The sequence below is a fragment of the Paraclostridium sordellii genome, from assembly GCF_000953675.1.
Taxonomy (GTDB): Bacteria; Bacillota; Clostridia; order Peptostreptococcales; family Peptostreptococcaceae; genus Paraclostridium; species Paraclostridium sordellii.
Genome location: NZ_LN679998.1, coordinates 53,417 through 68,026, shown reverse-complemented (window position 1 = coordinate 68,026; position 14,610 = coordinate 53,417). Strand labels below are relative to the sequence as shown.

25 protein-coding genes are annotated in these 14,610 nt (G+C 31.9%); all 25 read right to left on the bottom strand.

Going from position 1 to position 14,610, the window contains the following annotated elements:
* Positions 1–229 precede the first annotated feature (229 nt).
* The gene (gene cwlD, locus ATCC9714_RS00400) at positions 230–946 is read right to left on the bottom strand and encodes an N-acetylmuramoyl-L-alanine amidase CwlD (RefSeq protein WP_021122050.1); all 717 of its coding nucleotides are present in this window, start codon (positions 944–946) and stop codon (positions 230–232) included.
* A gap of 72 nt (positions 947–1,018) precedes the next feature.
* The gene (gene rpsI / locus ATCC9714_RS00395) at positions 1,019–1,411 is read right to left on the bottom strand and encodes a 30S ribosomal protein S9 (RefSeq protein ID WP_021127569.1); all 393 of its coding nucleotides are present in this window, start codon (positions 1,409–1,411) and stop codon (positions 1,019–1,021) included.
* A gap of 28 nt (positions 1,412–1,439) precedes the next feature.
* Positions 1,440–1,871, bottom strand: coding sequence for a 50S ribosomal protein L13 (rplM, locus tag ATCC9714_RS00390; protein WP_021122048.1), 432 nt, complete (start codon positions 1,869–1,871; stop codon positions 1,440–1,442).
* Positions 1,872–1,990: 119 nt separating this feature from the next.
* Positions 1,991–2,722: a tRNA pseudouridine(38-40) synthase TruA gene (gene truA, locus ATCC9714_RS00385; protein WP_057545378.1), complete on the bottom strand. Its 732-nt coding sequence runs from the start codon at positions 2,720–2,722 to the stop codon at positions 1,991–1,993.
* A 12-nt stretch (positions 2,723–2,734) separates the two neighbouring features.
* A complete protein-coding gene (locus tag ATCC9714_RS00380; protein WP_055335673.1) occupies positions 2,735–3,532 on the bottom strand; it encodes an energy-coupling factor transporter transmembrane component T family protein in 798 nt (265 codons plus the stop codon).
* The gene (locus ATCC9714_RS00375) at positions 3,526–4,392 is read right to left on the bottom strand and encodes an energy-coupling factor transporter ATPase (protein WP_055328193.1); all 867 of its coding nucleotides are present in this window, start codon (positions 4,390–4,392) and stop codon (positions 3,526–3,528) included. Before ATCC9714_RS00375 ends, ATCC9714_RS00380 begins: the two co-directional genes overlap by 7 nt.
* The gene (locus tag ATCC9714_RS00370) at positions 4,380–5,213 is read right to left on the bottom strand and encodes an energy-coupling factor transporter ATPase (protein WP_021122041.1); all 834 of its coding nucleotides are present in this window, start codon (positions 5,211–5,213) and stop codon (positions 4,380–4,382) included. The genes ATCC9714_RS00375 and ATCC9714_RS00370 overlap by 13 nt, the downstream gene beginning before the upstream one ends.
* Before the next feature lie 195 nt (positions 5,214–5,408).
* Positions 5,409–5,750: a 50S ribosomal protein L17 gene (gene rplQ, locus ATCC9714_RS00365; RefSeq protein ID WP_021122040.1), complete on the bottom strand. Its 342-nt coding sequence runs from the start codon at positions 5,748–5,750 to the stop codon at positions 5,409–5,411.
* Between the two features lie 19 nt (positions 5,751–5,769).
* Entirely contained in the window at positions 5,770–6,717 is a 948-nt protein-coding gene (locus ATCC9714_RS00360; protein WP_021127564.1) for a DNA-directed RNA polymerase subunit alpha, read from the bottom strand.
* A 77-nt stretch (positions 6,718–6,794) separates the two neighbouring features.
* Complete coding sequence (gene rpsD / locus ATCC9714_RS00355) at positions 6,795–7,418, bottom strand: 30S ribosomal protein S4 (RefSeq protein ID WP_021127563.1); 624 nt, start codon at positions 7,416–7,418, stop codon at positions 6,795–6,797.
* Between the two features lie 17 nt (positions 7,419–7,435).
* Entirely contained in the window at positions 7,436–7,834 is a 399-nt protein-coding gene (gene rpsK / locus ATCC9714_RS00350) for a 30S ribosomal protein S11 (RefSeq protein WP_021127562.1), read from the bottom strand.
* Positions 7,835–7,858: 24 nt separating this feature from the next.
* Positions 7,859–8,230 (bottom strand): 30S ribosomal protein S13, encoded by a 372-nt coding sequence (rpsM, locus tag ATCC9714_RS00345; protein ID WP_021122034.1) that lies wholly within the window; start codon positions 8,228–8,230, stop codon positions 7,859–7,861.
* 166 nt (positions 8,231–8,396) lie between these two features.
* Positions 8,397–8,510, bottom strand: a complete 114-nt coding sequence (gene rpmJ / locus ATCC9714_RS00340; RefSeq protein ID WP_021122033.1) for a 50S ribosomal protein L36 — start codon at positions 8,508–8,510, stop codon at positions 8,397–8,399.
* Between the two features lie 32 nt (positions 8,511–8,542).
* The gene (infA, locus tag ATCC9714_RS00335; RefSeq protein ID WP_021122032.1) at positions 8,543–8,761 is read right to left on the bottom strand and encodes a translation initiation factor IF-1; all 219 of its coding nucleotides are present in this window, start codon (positions 8,759–8,761) and stop codon (positions 8,543–8,545) included.
* 27 nt (positions 8,762–8,788) lie between these two features.
* Complete coding sequence (locus ATCC9714_RS00330) at positions 8,789–9,073, bottom strand: KOW domain-containing RNA-binding protein (RefSeq protein ID WP_330375157.1); 285 nt, start codon at positions 9,071–9,073, stop codon at positions 8,789–8,791.
* A 12-nt stretch (positions 9,074–9,085) separates the two neighbouring features.
* Complete coding sequence (gene map / locus ATCC9714_RS00325; RefSeq protein ID WP_021127560.1) at positions 9,086–9,832, bottom strand: type I methionyl aminopeptidase; 747 nt, start codon at positions 9,830–9,832, stop codon at positions 9,086–9,088.
* Positions 9,832–10,482, bottom strand: coding sequence for an adenylate kinase (locus ATCC9714_RS00320; protein ID WP_021127559.1), 651 nt, complete (start codon positions 10,480–10,482; stop codon positions 9,832–9,834). Before ATCC9714_RS00320 ends, map begins: the two co-directional genes overlap by 1 nt.
* A 14-nt stretch (positions 10,483–10,496) precedes the next feature.
* Positions 10,497–11,765 (bottom strand): preprotein translocase subunit SecY, encoded by a 1,269-nt coding sequence (gene secY, locus ATCC9714_RS00315; RefSeq protein WP_021127558.1) that lies wholly within the window; start codon positions 11,763–11,765, stop codon positions 10,497–10,499.
* Positions 11,766–11,809: 44 nt separating this feature from the next.
* Entirely contained in the window at positions 11,810–12,253 is a 444-nt protein-coding gene (gene rplO, locus ATCC9714_RS00310) for a 50S ribosomal protein L15 (RefSeq protein ID WP_021122024.1), read from the bottom strand.
* 33 nt (positions 12,254–12,286) lie between these two features.
* Positions 12,287–12,472 carry a 50S ribosomal protein L30 gene (gene rpmD, locus ATCC9714_RS00305; protein WP_021127557.1) on the bottom strand — a complete coding sequence of 62 codons (186 nt, stop codon included), beginning with the start codon at positions 12,470–12,472 and terminating at the stop codon, positions 12,287–12,289.
* 14 nt (positions 12,473–12,486) lie between these two features.
* A complete protein-coding gene (gene rpsE, locus ATCC9714_RS00300) occupies positions 12,487–12,996 on the bottom strand; it encodes a 30S ribosomal protein S5 (RefSeq protein WP_021122023.1) in 510 nt (169 codons plus the stop codon).
* Positions 12,997–13,014: 18 nt separating this feature from the next.
* Positions 13,015–13,383 (bottom strand): 50S ribosomal protein L18, encoded by a 369-nt coding sequence (rplR, locus tag ATCC9714_RS00295; protein WP_021122022.1) that lies wholly within the window; start codon positions 13,381–13,383, stop codon positions 13,015–13,017.
* 35 nt (positions 13,384–13,418) lie between these two features.
* Complete coding sequence (rplF, locus tag ATCC9714_RS00290; protein ID WP_021127556.1) at positions 13,419–13,961, bottom strand: 50S ribosomal protein L6; 543 nt, start codon at positions 13,959–13,961, stop codon at positions 13,419–13,421.
* A 30-nt stretch (positions 13,962–13,991) separates the two neighbouring features.
* On the bottom strand, positions 13,992–14,390 hold the full coding sequence (gene rpsH / locus ATCC9714_RS00285) for a 30S ribosomal protein S8 (protein WP_021122019.1): 399 nt from the start codon (positions 14,388–14,390) through the stop codon (positions 13,992–13,994).
* A 31-nt stretch (positions 14,391–14,421) separates the two neighbouring features.
* A complete protein-coding gene (locus ATCC9714_RS00280) occupies positions 14,422–14,607 on the bottom strand; it encodes a type Z 30S ribosomal protein S14 (protein WP_021127555.1) in 186 nt (61 codons plus the stop codon).
* Positions 14,608–14,610: the final 3 nt, after the last annotated feature.

Sequence of the window (14,610 nt, the reverse complement as noted above, 5' to 3'; positions counted from 1 at the left end):
GCTTGGTTGTTTGTTGTTTAATTCTTTAAAAAGAATTTATATAATTAACCTACTGTTTAATTTTCAAAGTTCTTAGTTTGTTTTGCCCTTTTCTTAAGGACAAGTAATACTATACTATTTTTCTAATAAAAGGTCAATACTTTTTTTAAACTTTTTTAAAATATTATTATAAAAAACAATAAAACTCATATATACATTGCAAATTTTGCATATATGAGTCCTGAAATCTTTAATTATGTACATTTGATCCAAAATATTTCTGTATTCCTGCATATATAGCCCAAGCTACTTTTTCCTGATATTTCTCATCATTTAATAATTTAGATTCTTTTTCATTAGACAAAAATCCACATTCTATTAAAACAGATGGAATCTTATTTTCCTTTAAAAGATATATATCTTTACTTGGTTTAATTTTTCTCTGATTTGTCTTATCTACAACTCTCTTTAATTCATCTTGAATAAATTGAGATAATAATTTACTATCATTTTGACCCTCAGGATAAAAAGTTTGAGCTCCATAGTATTTACTTTGTTCAAACTTATTTAGGTGTATAGATACAAAAGCATCTACACCAGATTCTTCTATCATTTTCCTTCTATTTTTAAGGTTTTCATTATATTTTTGTCTAGTTGTTTTTCCAGCTTCTTCTTCATAGAGACTGGTATCTTCTTCTCTAGTTAATAAAACTAAACAACCACTCGATTCAAGTAATTCTCTTAACTTTAATGTAATCTGTAAATTGATATCTTTTTCTAGTATAGATTTGTCCTCATTTGTAGCTCCTGGGTCTATTCCTCCATGACCAGCATCTAATAATATAACTTTATTAGTAATAGGCATATAAGACATAACATCCTTAGAGTTTTTATTCACTTCAAATATAAATATACAGAGAAAACACATAAAAAATCCTATTATGCTTACATGTTTAATATATTTCATATAATATCACCCCATATATTATATAAAAAAAGACTTTGGAATATTCCAAAGTCTTTGAATAAACATATATAATTATCTCTTTGAGAATTGTGGAGCTCTTCTTGCTGCCTTTAATCCGTATTTCTTTCTTTCCTTCATTCTAGCATCTCTAGTTAAGAATCCTTCTTTCTTTAAAGCTGGTCTTAACTCAGCGTCTACTGTTAATAAAGCTCTAGATATACCATGTCTTATAGCTCCAGCTTGTCCAGTGAATCCTCCACCTTCAACCTTTACTATGATATCATATTTGTTTTCAGTTCCTGTTAAAACTAATGGTTGTTTAACATCTCTTATTAAAGTTTCATAGTTGAAGTATTCTTCAACTTTTCTTCCATTTACTATTATATTTCCTTCACCTGCAACTAGTCTTACTCTTGCTACAGAGTGTTTTCTTCTTCCTGTTCCGTAGTATTGTACGTTAGCCATGATTAACTCCTCCTTTCACCCGTTATGATTATTTAAAGTTTAAAACTTCTGGATTTTGAGCTTCGTGTCCGTGATTTGGTCCAGCAAATACTCTTAATCTAGTCATCATTCTGCTTCTTAATCTGTTCTTACATAACATACCGCTTACTGCATGCATAACAACCTCTTCAGGTTTCTTTTCCATCATTTCTCTATAAGTTATTTCTTTTAATCCACCTACATATCCAGTGTGGTATCTGTACATTTTTTGATCTAATTTCTTTCCTGTTAAAACTACTTTATCAGCATTTACAACAACAACAAAATCTCCACCATCAACGTGAGGTGTGAATGTTGGTTTGTGCTTTCCTCTTAATATTGTAGCTATTTCTGTAGCCATACGACCTAATGTTTTTCCTTCAGCATCAACTACGTACCATTTTCTTTGTACGTCAGCTGGTTTAGCTATATAACTTTTCATTACAAGTCCCTCCTTATCTTATTTCCATATGATATTTTACCGTCTATGTCAAGTCCGGGGCAAGTGGACTTATTAACACACTCTTGTATATTTTAATACATGCACCCTAGTGTGTCAAGCTAATAATCAACTTTTTTAAGAAATAATCCCTGTGCTGGAGCTGTGTGCCCAGCCATTGATCTTGACTTAGATTCTATTATACTTGACATGTCTGAATTTATTCTTCCTCTTCCTATATCAACCAATGTCCCAACTATTATTCTTACCATATTATATAAAAATCCATTACCTTGAACTTCAATAACTATCAAATCTTCTTGTTTAATAATTTGAATATCATATATAGTTCTAACAGTATCTTTTACTGATGAACCAGAGCTCATAAATCCTTTAAAATCATAAGTTCCTATTAAAGATTTAGCTTCTTTTTTCATCTTTTCAAGATCTAAATCATACTTAACAAAATAAGATATATTATTGTATATAGGCGTTCTATATGGATTATTATATATCATGTATCTATAAGTTTTTCCTTTAGCACAATACCTCGAATGAAAATCTAAAGGCATTTCCTCTGCACTTATTATAGATATATCTTTAGGCAACTTTGAGTTTAATGCATTAGGTATATTTTCTACTGGTATGCTAGTCTCAGTATTAAAATTTGCAACTTGTCCTAACGCATGAACTCCTGCATCAGTTCTTCCTGATCCAGTTATTTTAACATCTTCATTAGTTATTTCTTTTATTGCTTGTTCTATAGTACCTTGTATACCTAAAGAATCATTTTGTTTTTGCCAACCACAATAATTTTTACCATTGTATTGTATAGTTAATTTTATATTTCTCATAAAATACCTCTTTTATATAAATCTTATAACTAATATTACACCTAAGTAAATAAATTGTATAGCATATGCTATATAGTCAGCCTTAGTCATTATGACTTCTTTCATTTTAGTTCTATTATATCCACCTCTATAACATCTAGCTTCCATAGCCATAGCTAATTCATCAGCTCTTCTAAACGCACTTATAAATAAAGGTATTAACAGAGGAACTAAATTCTTTGCTCTATTTATTATATTTTTACTTTCAAAATCAGCCCCTCTAGACATTTGAGCTTTCATTATCTTGTCTGTTTCATCCAATAGTGTAGGTATAAATCTTAAAGCAATAGTCATCATCATAGCTAATTCATGTACAGGGAATCCAATCTTTCTTAAAGGTTTTAGTAGTCTCTCTATACCATCTGTGAGTTCAATAGGTGATGTTGTAAGTGTAAGTAAAGATGTCCCAACAACTAAAAATATAAGTCTAAGTCCCATAAATATCGCTTGGCTTATACCTTGTTCAGTTATCTTTATAAATCCAAATGACCAAATAGGATCTCCCGGTATGAAAAATATATTTATTATAAATGTGAATATTATAATCCACTTTAAAGGTTTAAGACCCTTTACTATAAACTTTCTAGGTATTTTTGATAATTTGATTACAGAAAGTAAACATCCTACCACTATCAAATATGGCCAAAATTTATTTATTATAAACAATGAAACCATAAATATAAAAGTTGCTACAAGCTTAACTCTAGCATCTAGTTTATGGATAATTGAGCTTGTAGGATAGTATTGCCCTATAGTTATATCCTTTAGCATTTTCCTTTTCCTCTCATAACTCTTATTATTTCTTTTTTAGCTTCCTCTATAGTTAGTATATCTGTTCTAATATCAAAACCTTTTTCTCTTAACTTATTACAAAGTTCTAAAACTTGAGGAATGTCTAGGCCTATTTCTTTAAGCCTATTAGAATGATTTTCAAATACCTCTCTAGTAGAACCCATAAACTCCACTTTACCTGCATTCATTACAATTATATTTTTAACTAACTTAGCCATATCATCCATGCTATGAGATGATAATATTATAGTCATATTTTTTTCATCATGTAGCATTTTTATTAATTCGAATATTTCATCTCTTCCTTTAGGATCTAATCCCGCTGTTGGTTCATCTAGAATTAAAACTTCTGGATTCATAGCTATAACTCCAGCTATCGCAACTCTACGTTTTTGACCACCAGATAATTCAAATGGTGATTTATCCTTAAATACATCATAATCAAGTCCAACAGCTTCCATGGAAGTTTTGACCCTTTTTCTTATCTCTTCCTCTTCTAGGCCTAAATTTGAAGGTCCAAAGGCTATATCTTTTTCTACCGTTTCTTCAAATAGTTGGTATTCTGGATATTGAAATACAACGCCAACTTTCTTCCTTATATCTGTTAAATTTAAGTTTTTATCTGTTATATCTACTTTGTTAATTAAAATCTTTCCTGTTGATGGTTTTAATATACCATTTAGGTGTTGAATTAAAGTTGATTTCCCCGATCCTGTATGTCCAATAAGACCTACAAAGTCTCCATCTTCTATAGTTAAATTTATATTATCTAATGCTTTACTAGCAAAGGGCATTCCTTCATTGTATATGTGTGTTAAATTTTCTATTATAATTGACATAATTTCATCACCATCTCATCCACAGTTAATATATCATCATTTATATCTAATCCTTCTTCTTTAAGCTCTTTACTTAATTCTGTCATATACGGTACATCTAACCCTATTCTTTTTAACTTATCTACTTTAGAAAATACCTCTTTAGGAGTTCCTTCTAAAACTTTTTTACCTTTTTCCATAACTATAACTCTATCTGCATCAACTGCTTCTTCCATAAAATGAGTTATATGCATTATAGTTATATTTTCTTCTTTATTAAGCCTTTTTATAGTTTTCATAACTTCTTTTCTTCCAGATGGGTCTAACATAGCTGTAGCTTCATCAAAAATTATACATTTAGGCTTCATAGCTATTATACCCGCTATAGCTACTCTCTGTTTTTGACCCCCTGATAATAAATGAGGTTGTCTATCTCTTAATTCATACATTCCAACACTTGTTAAAGCCTCTTTAACCCTTTTTCTAATTTCGATAGGCTCTATACCTAAATTTTCAGGTCCAAAGGCTACATCCTCTTCAATTATAGTAGCTACAATTTGATTGTCTGGATTTTGAAAAACCATCCCTGCTGTTTGTCTAATATCCCATAAATGCTCTTCATCTTTAGTGTTTAGACCATCTATATATATATCACCCTTAGTAGGCATGAGAATAGCATTTAAATTCTTTGAAAGAGTAGATTTCCCCGATCCATTATGACCTATAACTACAACAAATTCTCCTTGCTTCACATTTAAAGATAAATCATCTATAGCTTTAAATCTACTATCTTCAGTTACATACTCAAACGATATATCTTTAACACTTACTATATCTTTCATACATTTGCTCTCCTTTAATTAGTAGTGTTTCTTAATAGCAATTATACTGTATTATATCACAATTTAATTTACACATTAAAACAAAAATTCTTAATTAATTAAGTCATACACTATTAAATTATAACACCATAGATAGCAAATTTGATATTTAATTGCATTAAAAAAAGGATTAGGCAAAGCCTAATCCTTTATATACTATACTAATTCTATTAGAGCCATTTCAGCAGCGTCGCCTCTTCTTGGTCCTATTTTTATTATTCTAGTATATCCACCGTTTCTCTCAGCATACTTTGGTGCTATATCAGTGAATAAGTTGTTAACTACTGTTTCATCTAAAACATAAGCTAAAACTTGTCTTCTAGCATGAAGATCTCCTCTCTTAGCAAGAGTTATCATCTTTTCTGCCATTCTACGAGTTTCTTTCGCTCTAGTAACTGTAGTTTCTATTTTTCCATTTCTTAGTAAGTCTGTTACTAAGTTTCTTAACATAAGATTTCTATGAGCAGTTACACGTCCTAATTTACGGTACTTAGCCATGCTTATCCCTCCTTTGCGCTTACTCTTCGCTTGGTTTAAGACCTAATCCAAGTTCTTCTAACTTCTGGATTACTTCTTCTAATGACTTTTTACCTAAGTTTCTAACTTTCATCATATCTTCTTCAGATTTATTAGCTAATTCTTCAACTGTATTTATTCCCGCTCTCTTTAAACAGTTGTAAGATCTAACTGATAAGTCTAATTCTTCGATAGTCATCTCAAGAACTTTTTCTTTTTGATCTTCTTCTTTTTCTACCATTATTTCAACATTGCTTACATGCTCTGTTAAATCTATGAATAGATTAAGATGTTCAACTAGAACCTTAGCTGCAAGTGATATTCCTTCTTGAGGATTTATACTTCCATTAGTCCAAACTTCAAGTATTAATTTATCATAATCTGATTTTTGACCAACTCTAGTATTTTCAACATGGTAGCTAACTTTTTCAACAGGAGTATATATTGAATCTACAGGAAGAACTCCTATAGGCATATGCTCTGTTTTATTGTCTTCAGAAGAGATATATCCTCTTCCTTTATTCACAGATATTTCCATGTTAAACTTAGAATTATCATCTAGCGTAGCTATATGTAAGTCTTTGCTTATTATTTCAACATCTGGAGGACATATTATGTCAGCACCTGTTACTGTACATGGTCCTTGTGCTTCTATTTTAAGTGTTCTATTTCCTTCACCATCTATAGTAGCTGATAATTCTTTTAATGCTAATATTATTTCAGTAACATCTTCTTTAACACCAGGAACTGTTGAGAACTCATGAAGAACTCCATCTATTCTTATAGAGTTAACAGCTACTCCTGGTAAAGAAGATAATAATATTCTTCTTAATGCATTACCTATAGTTATTCCATATCCTCTTTCTAGAGGCTCTATAACGAATTTACCATATCTATGGTCTTCGCTAATTTCAATTATATCTACTCTTGGTTTTTCTATTTCTATCATGGACAAAACCCTCCTTAAAATTTATTAATCCACTGAGGGTAAACAAAATCTTAAAATATTTTTTATAACTATACTTATTACTTAGAGTAAAGCTCTATTATTAAGTGTTCAGCTATTTCAAGATCTATATCTTCTCTTCCTGGATTAGCAACAACAGAAGCTGTCATGTTCTCTAAGTTAGCATCTAACCATTTAGGAGCTATTCTTGAGTTACTTTCTACTAATCCTTTGAATTTTGCAGAAGACTTAGATGTTTCCTTAACAGCTATAACATCTCCGTTAACTACTGTTAAAGAAGGTATATCTACCTTATGTCCGTTTAAAGTGAAATGACCGTGTCTTACTAATTGTCTAGCTTCTTTTCTAGAAGATGCTAATCCCATTCTGTAAACTACGTTGTCTAATCTTCTTTCTAATAAGCTTAATAAGTTTTCCCCTGCTATACCAGGCATTTTTTCAGCACGCTCGTATAAGTTTCTGAATTGAGTTTCTAAAACTCCATATATTCTCTTAACTTTTTGTTTTTCTCTTAATTGTAATCCATAGTTAGAAACTTTCTTTCTTCCTTGTCCATGTTGTCCTGGAGCATAGTTTCTTTTAACTATAGCACATTTGTCAGTATAACATCTGTCACCTTTAAGGAATAACTTCATTCCCTCTCTACGACATTGTCTACATGATGCACCTGTATATCTTGCCATTAATTACACCTCCTAAATTACACTCTTCTTCTTTTTGGTGGTCTACATCCGTTGTGTGGTATTGGAGTAACGTCTTTTATCATAGTTACTTCTAAACCAGTAGCTTGTAAAGCTCTTATAGCAGCCTCTCTACCAGAACCTGGTCCTTTAACGAATACTTCTACACTCTTTAATCCGTGTTCCATTGCAGCTTTCGCAGCTGTTTCAGCAGCCATTTGAGAAGCAAATGGAGTTGCTTTTCTTGATCCTTTAAATCCTAATTGTCCAGAACTTGCCCAAGATAACGCGTTACCATGAACGTCTGTTAAAGTTATTATAGTATTGTTAAAAGTTGATTGTATATGAGCATGTCCACGTTCTATGTTTTTACGCTCTCTTCTTCTAACACGTGTAACTTTCTTTTTTGGTTTAGCCATTATTCTTCCCTCCTCTTCTAACTATTACTTCTTCTTCTTACGAGATACAGTCTTTCTAGGACCTTTTCTAGTTCTAGCGTTAGTCTTAGTTTTTTGTCCTCTTAAAGGAAGACCTTTAGCATGTCTCATACCTCTGTAACACTTTATATCTCTTAATCTCTTTATATTTAAAGCTATTTCTCTTCTTAAATCTCCTTCAACTAAGAAATCATTATCTATTATCTTTCTTAAGTCGTTAACTTGATCTTCAGATAAATCTTTGATTCTTACGTTAGGATCTATGTCAGCTTTAGCTAATATTTCGTTAGCAGTTGCCTTACCTATACCGTAGATATATGTTAAGCCTATTTCTGCTCTTTTTTCTCTAGGTAAATCTACCCCAGCTATTCTTGCCATACTTTGCACCTCCTACAACTTAACTTTTTAAACTTTTTTCATGATTAAATTTTCTTAAATAATAAGTGAATTCCGATTCATGTTTACATAAAATCCAAAAAAAGTTTGTTAATTATCACAATATAATATTATACTATAATATTTAACAAAATGCTAGCACAATTTATTAACCTTGCTTTTGCTTGTGCTTAGGATTTTCGCATATAACCATTACTCTACCTTTTCTCTTTATTACTTTACATTTTTCACACATTGGTTTTACTGATGGTCTTACTTTCATTATTAATCCCTCCTTAGACTAGCATTGTTAGTCTACTTCTTACGCCAAGTAATTCTGCCTCTTGTAAGGTCGTATGGAGAAAGTTCAACATTAACCTTATCTCCTTCAAGAATTCTTATAAAGTTCATTCTTAATTTTCCAGAAAGATGACATAAAACTTCGTGTCCGTTTTCTAGTTTAACCTTAAACATAGCATTAGGTAAGTTTTCTGTAACTGTACCTTCAAATTCTATAACATCTTTTTTGGCCATTAACTAACCAAACCTCCATTCAATAAGCTAAACATAGTTTAACTTTCCAAGTTCAGCTCTTATAAAAGCATTATTGATAGAATTATTAGATTCTATTTTATATTTAACAACATTGTTAATTATATCATACTTTTGCAAGTGCTTAACTTTTTTTAGTTTAGGTTTTTCAAGTTTTCTTTTTTTACCATCCGATATTAGAACATACTCTTTATCAATTACTTTTACTACGAAAAATAATCTACCAGTATCTCTTCCAGATAAGTTTCGAACAACTTGACCTATACATAAATCTTTTGATAGCAAATTTTTCACCTACTTTATAGATTATAGCTTTGTTAATATCAAAGGTTCATCCTCAGTAATAGCTATCGTATGCTCATAATGAGCTGACTTTTTAGAGTCAATTGTAACAATTGTCCAACCATCTCTCAAAACTTTAACATAGTGCTTACCATAGTTAACCATAGGTTCAATAGCAAGTACCATGCCTTCTTTAAGTTTTGGACCTTTTCCTGGTCGTCCATAGTTAGGTATTTGAGGATCTTCATGTAACTGTGTGCCCACTCCGTGTCCTACAAGGTCTCTAACTACTGAAAAATTGTTTTTTTCTACGTGTGTTTGTACTGCATGCGAAATATCAGAAAGTCTACATCCTAGTTTAGCAAACTTTATTCCTTCATAGAAGCTTTCTTTTGTTACTTCTATTAATTTCCTATCTTCTTCAGATATTACACCGACTCCATGCGTTTTAGCTGAGTCTGCATGATATCCTTTATAATAAGCACCTATATCGATACTTATTATGTCACCTTCCTTTAAAGTTTTAGGTCCCGGAATTCCATGTACAACTTCTTCATTTATAGAAGCGCATATAGAACCAGAAAAACCATTATAACCTTTAAAAGATGGGACTGCATTATATTTTCTAATATGACTTTCAGCTATTTTATCTAACTCTAAAGTAGATATTCCCGGTTTAATAGCATCTCTTAAAATCTCATGTGTTTCAGCAACAATTTTACCTGATTCTCTCATAAGCTCAATTTGTTGCTTAGATTTTAAAATAATCATTATTTTTCACTTCCTAGAGCATTAACTATATCTGCAAATACCTTATCTATAGATTGTTGACCATTTATATTAGCTATTATACCTTCTTGAGAATAATAGTTAACTAATGGCTTAGTTTCATCAAGGTAAACTTGTATTCTCTTTGATACAGTTTCTTCATTATCATCTGCTCTTTGGTAAAGTTCTCCTCCACATACATCGCATACGCCATCTACTTTTGGAGGGTTAAACTCAACATGGTAAGTAGCACCACAAGATTTACAAATTCTTCTGCCTACTGCTCTACCAACTAATATATCTTTGTCAACTTCAATGTTAACCACTTTGTCTAAAGATATACCAACTTCTTTTAGATATTTATCTAAATGTTGAGCCTGAGCTACATTTCTCGGAAATCCATCTAACATGAATCCATTTTTGCAGTCTGGTTGAGATATTCTATCTGTAACTAGACCTACTGTTAATTCATCTGGAACTAAAAGACCTTGATCTATAAATCCTTTAGCTTTTTTTCCAAGTTCTGTACCTTCTTTTATATTCTTTCTGAATATATCTCCAGTTGATATATGAGGTATATTGTATTTTTCTACTATCCCTGCTGCTTGAGTACCTTTACCCGCACCAGGAGGTCCAAGTAATATTATTCTCATATGATCATCTCCATTTATTTTAAGAAGCCTTGATAACTTCTCATTACTAAGTTTGATTCTAGCTGTCTCTTAAGTTCAAGCGCAACTCCAACAACTATAAGTAATGATGTTCCAGCAAGACTTAAATGCACTCCTGTAAACTTACTTATTATAGATGGAATTATTGCTATAACAGCTAAGAATAAAGCTCCTGCTAATGTTAGTCTAGATAATATTCTATTTAAGTAATCCATAGTTGGTTTACCTGGTCTTATACCTGGTATAAAACCTCCACTATTTTTCATATTATTAGTTATATCTTCCGTATTGAATGATATAGTAGTATAGAAATAAGAGAAGAATATTATTAAAATAACTTCTATAACTAAATATATCCAGAAACCTGGCTCTCCACTAGGAGATAAAAATTTAGTTACAAATGCCTGAGCATTTTTACCCATAAATATTGCTATAGTTTGTGGGAATGCTAACAATGAACTTGCAAATATTACTGGTATAACTCCAGATTGATTTACCTTCATTGGTATATGAGAGTTTTGACCCCCATATGTTTTTCTTCCTACAACTCTTTTAGCATATTGTACTGGTATTTTTCTTGTTGCTTCTTGTATATATGTAACCGCAGCTACTGTAAGAAGCGATACTATAGCCATAATAATTAAAACCCATAGCGCAATGCTACCTGTTTCAAATTGTCCTATAGCTTGTTTTACATCTGTAGGAATTCTAGATATAATTCCTATAAATATTATCACAGAGCTTCCATTACCTAATCCTTTTTCAGTAATCTTATCGCCCATCCACATTAATAACATACTCGCTGATATTAATGTAATTATAACAGTAACTATAAAAAATACACTATTTATCTGTAAAGCACGTCTCACTATTCCTAGTGTTATACCGATAGCTTGTATTATAGCTAATCCTAATGCCGTATACTTAGTGTATTTATTTATCTTCTTCTTACCTTCTTCACCAGACTTTTGAAGTTCTTCAAGAGATGGGAATCCGATAGTTAAAAGTTGAATTATTATCGATGCTGTTATATAAGGACTAATCCCTAATGCAAATAAGGTGAAGTTACTAAAAGCTCCTCCTGTAAACATATTATATAGGGAAAGAAGACCGTTTCCGTCAACCATTCCCTTTATAATATCTCTATTAACTCCAGGAACAGGAATTGTACATCCTATCCTAAAGATAACAATCATCATCAAAGTATATAAAATTTTTCTTCTTACATCTTTTATTTTCCAAGCTTGTTTTAAGTTTGACAGCACGTTAAACTCACCCCTGCCTTATGGCCAAGAGTTAGCAGATTAGATTAAACTAATTCTGCCTTTCCTCCAGCTTTTTCTATTTTTTCTTGCGCTGAAGCAGTAAACTTAGCAGCTTTTATAGTTAAAGCTTTTTCTAAGTTACCTTCACCTAAGATTTTAACGCCGTCTTTTTCTATTTTGCTTATTACTCCAGTAGCCTTAAGTAATTCAGCTGTTATTTCTGTTCCATTTTCGAATCTATTTAAAGTTTCTACGTTAACTAGTGAGTAAACTTTCTTACAAGGATTCTTGAATCCTCTCTTAGGAAGTCTTCTAGCAAGTGGCATTTGTCCACCTTCGAATCCAACTCTTACTCCACCACCTGAACGAGACTTTTGACCTTTTTGTCCACGTCCTGAAGTTTTACCTTGTCCAGTAGCAGTACCTCTACCTAATCTCTTTTTAGATGAAACTGCACCTTCAGCTGGTCTTAATTCATGTAACTTCATGGATTGCACCTCCCTTAGTGTGTTTAAATATTATTATTCAGCTATTTCAGTTACTTCTACTAAGTGACTAACTTTAGCTATTATACCTCTCATTTGAGCGTTGTCTTCTTTAACAACTACTTGCTCTCTTTTTCTTAATCCTAACGCTTCTACGTTCTTTCTTTGGTTAGGAGTAGTTCCTATTGTACTTCTAACTAACTTTATTTGTAATTTAGCCATTCTTTACTACCTCCTTACCCTAGAAGATCTTCTACTTTTTTACCTCTAAGTTTAGCTATATCCTCAGCTGTTCTTAAAGATCTTAAACCTTCTATTGTAGCATTTACCATGTTTCTTGGGTTGTTAGTTCCTAAAGATTTAGCTCTAACATCCTTTAATCCAGCTAATTCAAGTACGGCTCTAGCAGGTCCTCCAGCTATAACCCCAGTACCTTGAACAGCAGGCATTATTAATATTTTTCCAGCACCAAAGTGTCCGTTAACTTGGTGAGGTATAGTAGTACCAACCATAGGTACATTTATTAAATTCTTCTTAGCATCTTCAACTGCTTTTCTTATAGCATCTGGTACTTCCATAGCTTTACCAGCACCTATACCAACGTGTCCGTTTTCATCTCCAACAACTACTAAAGCTGCAAATCTAAAGTTTCTACCACCTTTAACAACCTTAGTAACACGTCTAACTTCGATAACTTTCTCTTGAAGATCAAGTTGTCTTGCATCTATTGGCTTACGACGTAGCATTTTTTTCCCTCCTTTGTATTAGAACTTAAGTCCAGCTTCTCTAGCACCTTCAGCTAATTCTTGAACTCTTCCGTGATATAAGTATCCACCTCTGTCAAATACAACTTCAGTTATACCTTTTTCAACAGCTCTCTTAGCGATAAGTTCTCCAACTTTTCTAGCTGCTTCTTTATTTCCACAGTGATTAACAGCACCTTTTATTTCAGCTTCTAAAGAAGATGCAGAAACAACAGTTACTCTGTTAGTATCATCTATTATTTGAGCATATATGTTATTAGAACTTCTGAATACACATAATCTTGGTCTTTGAGTAGTTCCAGTTATTTTTCTACGAACTCTCTTATGTCTTTGAAGTCTATTTGCGTTTTTGTTAGCTTTTTTAAACACAGAGATCACTCCTTTCTAGCGTTTATCTTTTGGTATTATTTCTTACCAGTTTTACCTTCTTTACGTCTTACAACTTCACCAGCGTATCTTATACCTTTACCTTTGTATGGCTCTGGCTCTCTCCAAGCTCTTATCTTAGCAGCATAGTTTCCTACTAATTGCTTGTCTATTCCTTTTACAACTAATTCAGTTTGGTTTGGAGCTTCAACAGTTATTCCTTCTGGGTCTACCATCTCAACTGGATGAGAGAATCCTAAGTTCATAACTAATTTGTTTCCTTGTTTTTGAGCTCTGTACCCAACACCAACTAACTCTAACTTTTTCTCGAATCCAGTAGTAACACCTACTACCATATTGTCTATTAAAGTTCTAGTTAATCCGTGTAAAGATCTATGTTTCTTATTATTAGTTGGTCTTTCAACTAATATAGTATTTTCTTCTTTTTTTATAGATAATTCATTAGTGAATTCTTTAGTTAAAGTTCCTTTTGGTCCTTTTACTGTAACTACATTGTTATCAGCTATAGTTACCTCAACACCTGCAGGAACGTTTATTGGTTTAACACCTATTCTTGACATAGTTGCACCTCCTTACATTGTTCGTTTTTATTACCAAACGTAGCAGATTACTTCTCCACCAACGCCTTCTTTTCTAGCTTGTCTATCAGTTAATATACCTTTTGAAGTAGATATTATTGATATACCTAATCCGTTTAATACTTTTGGTAATTCTTCTTTAGCAGCGTAAACTCTCATACCAGGCTTAGATATTCTCTTTAATCCTGTTATAACTTTCTCTCCTGCTTGTCCGTACTTTAATTGTATTCTTATTATTCCTTGTTTTCCATCTTCTATAACATCGTACCCTCTTATGAAACCTTCTTCTAATAAGATTCTAGCTAATTCTTTCTTCATATTAGAAGCAGGAACATCAACAGTTTCATGCTTAACCATGTTAGCATTTCTTATACGTGTTAACATATCTGCTATTGGATCTGTCATTGTCATATTGTAACCCTCCTTCCATTTTAACCAAGTCTTACCAACTTGCTTTTCTTACACCAGGTATTTGACCTTTATAAGCTAATTCTCTAAAGCATATACGGCATATACCGAATTTTCTTAGTACAGAGTGTGGTCTACCACATATTGTACATCTAGTATATTCTCTAGTTGCGTACTTTTGCTTTTTTTGTTGTTTTACAACCATCGCTTTTCTAGCCACTGG

Coding starts and splice junctions, on each gene's coding strand:
- cwlD (WP_021122050.1), bottom strand. CDS start 946: ATGAAATATATTAAACATGTAAGCATAATAGGATTTTTTATGTGTTTT.
- rpsI (WP_021127569.1), bottom strand. CDS start 1,411: ATGGCTAACGTACAATACTACGGAACAGGAAGAAGAAAACACTCTGTA.
- rplM (WP_021122048.1), bottom strand. CDS start 1,871: ATGAAAAGTTATATAGCTAAACCAGCTGACGTACAAAGAAAATGGTAC.
- truA (WP_057545378.1), bottom strand. CDS start 2,722: ATGAGAAATATAAAATTAACTATACAATACAATGGTAAAAATTATTGT.
- ATCC9714_RS00380 (WP_055335673.1), bottom strand. CDS start 3,532: ATGCTAAAGGATATAACTATAGGGCAATACTATCCTACAAGCTCAATT.
- ATCC9714_RS00375 (WP_055328193.1), bottom strand. CDS start 4,392: ATGTCAATTATAATAGAAAATTTAACACACATATACAATGAAGGAATG.
- ATCC9714_RS00370 (WP_021122041.1), bottom strand. CDS start 5,213: ATGAAAGATATAGTAAGTGTTAAAGATATATCGTTTGAGTATGTAACT.
- rplQ (WP_021122040.1), bottom strand. CDS start 5,750: ATGGCTAAGTACCGTAAATTAGGACGTGTAACTGCTCATAGAAATCTT.
- ATCC9714_RS00360 (WP_021127564.1), bottom strand. CDS start 6,717: ATGATAGAAATAGAAAAACCAAGAGTAGATATAATTGAAATTAGCGAA.
- rpsD (WP_021127563.1), bottom strand. CDS start 7,418: ATGGCAAGATATACAGGTGCATCATGTAGACAATGTCGTAGAGAGGGA.
- rpsK (WP_021127562.1), bottom strand. CDS start 7,834: ATGGCTAAACCAAAAAAGAAAGTTACACGTGTTAGAAGAAGAGAGCGT.
- rpsM (WP_021122034.1), bottom strand. CDS start 8,230: ATGGCAAGAATAGCTGGGGTAGATTTACCTAGAGAAAAAAGAGCAGAA.
- rpmJ (WP_021122033.1), bottom strand. CDS start 8,510: ATGAAAGTAAGACCATCAGTAAAACCAATGTGTGAAAAATGTAAAGTA.
- infA (WP_021122032.1), bottom strand. CDS start 8,761: ATGGCCAAAAAAGATGTTATAGAATTTGAAGGTACAGTTACAGAAAAC.
- map (WP_021127560.1), bottom strand. CDS start 9,832: ATGATTATTTTAAAATCTAAGCAACAAATTGAGCTTATGAGAGAATCA.
- ATCC9714_RS00320 (WP_021127559.1), bottom strand. CDS start 10,482: ATGAGAATAATATTACTTGGACCTCCTGGTGCGGGTAAAGGTACTCAA.
- rplO (WP_021122024.1), bottom strand. CDS start 12,253: ATGAAGTTACATGAATTAAGACCAGCTGAAGGTGCAGTTTCATCTAAA.
- rpmD (WP_021127557.1), bottom strand. CDS start 12,472: ATGGCTAAATTACAAATAAAGTTAGTTAGAAGTACAATAGGAACTACT.
- rpsE (WP_021122023.1), bottom strand. CDS start 12,996: ATGCTACGTCGTAAGCCAATAGATGCAAGACAACTTGATCTTCAAGAG.
- rplF (WP_021127556.1), bottom strand. CDS start 13,961: ATGTCAAGAATAGGTGTTAAACCAATAAACGTTCCTGCAGGTGTTGAG.
- rpsH (WP_021122019.1), bottom strand. CDS start 14,390: ATGACAATGACAGATCCAATAGCAGATATGTTAACACGTATAAGAAAT.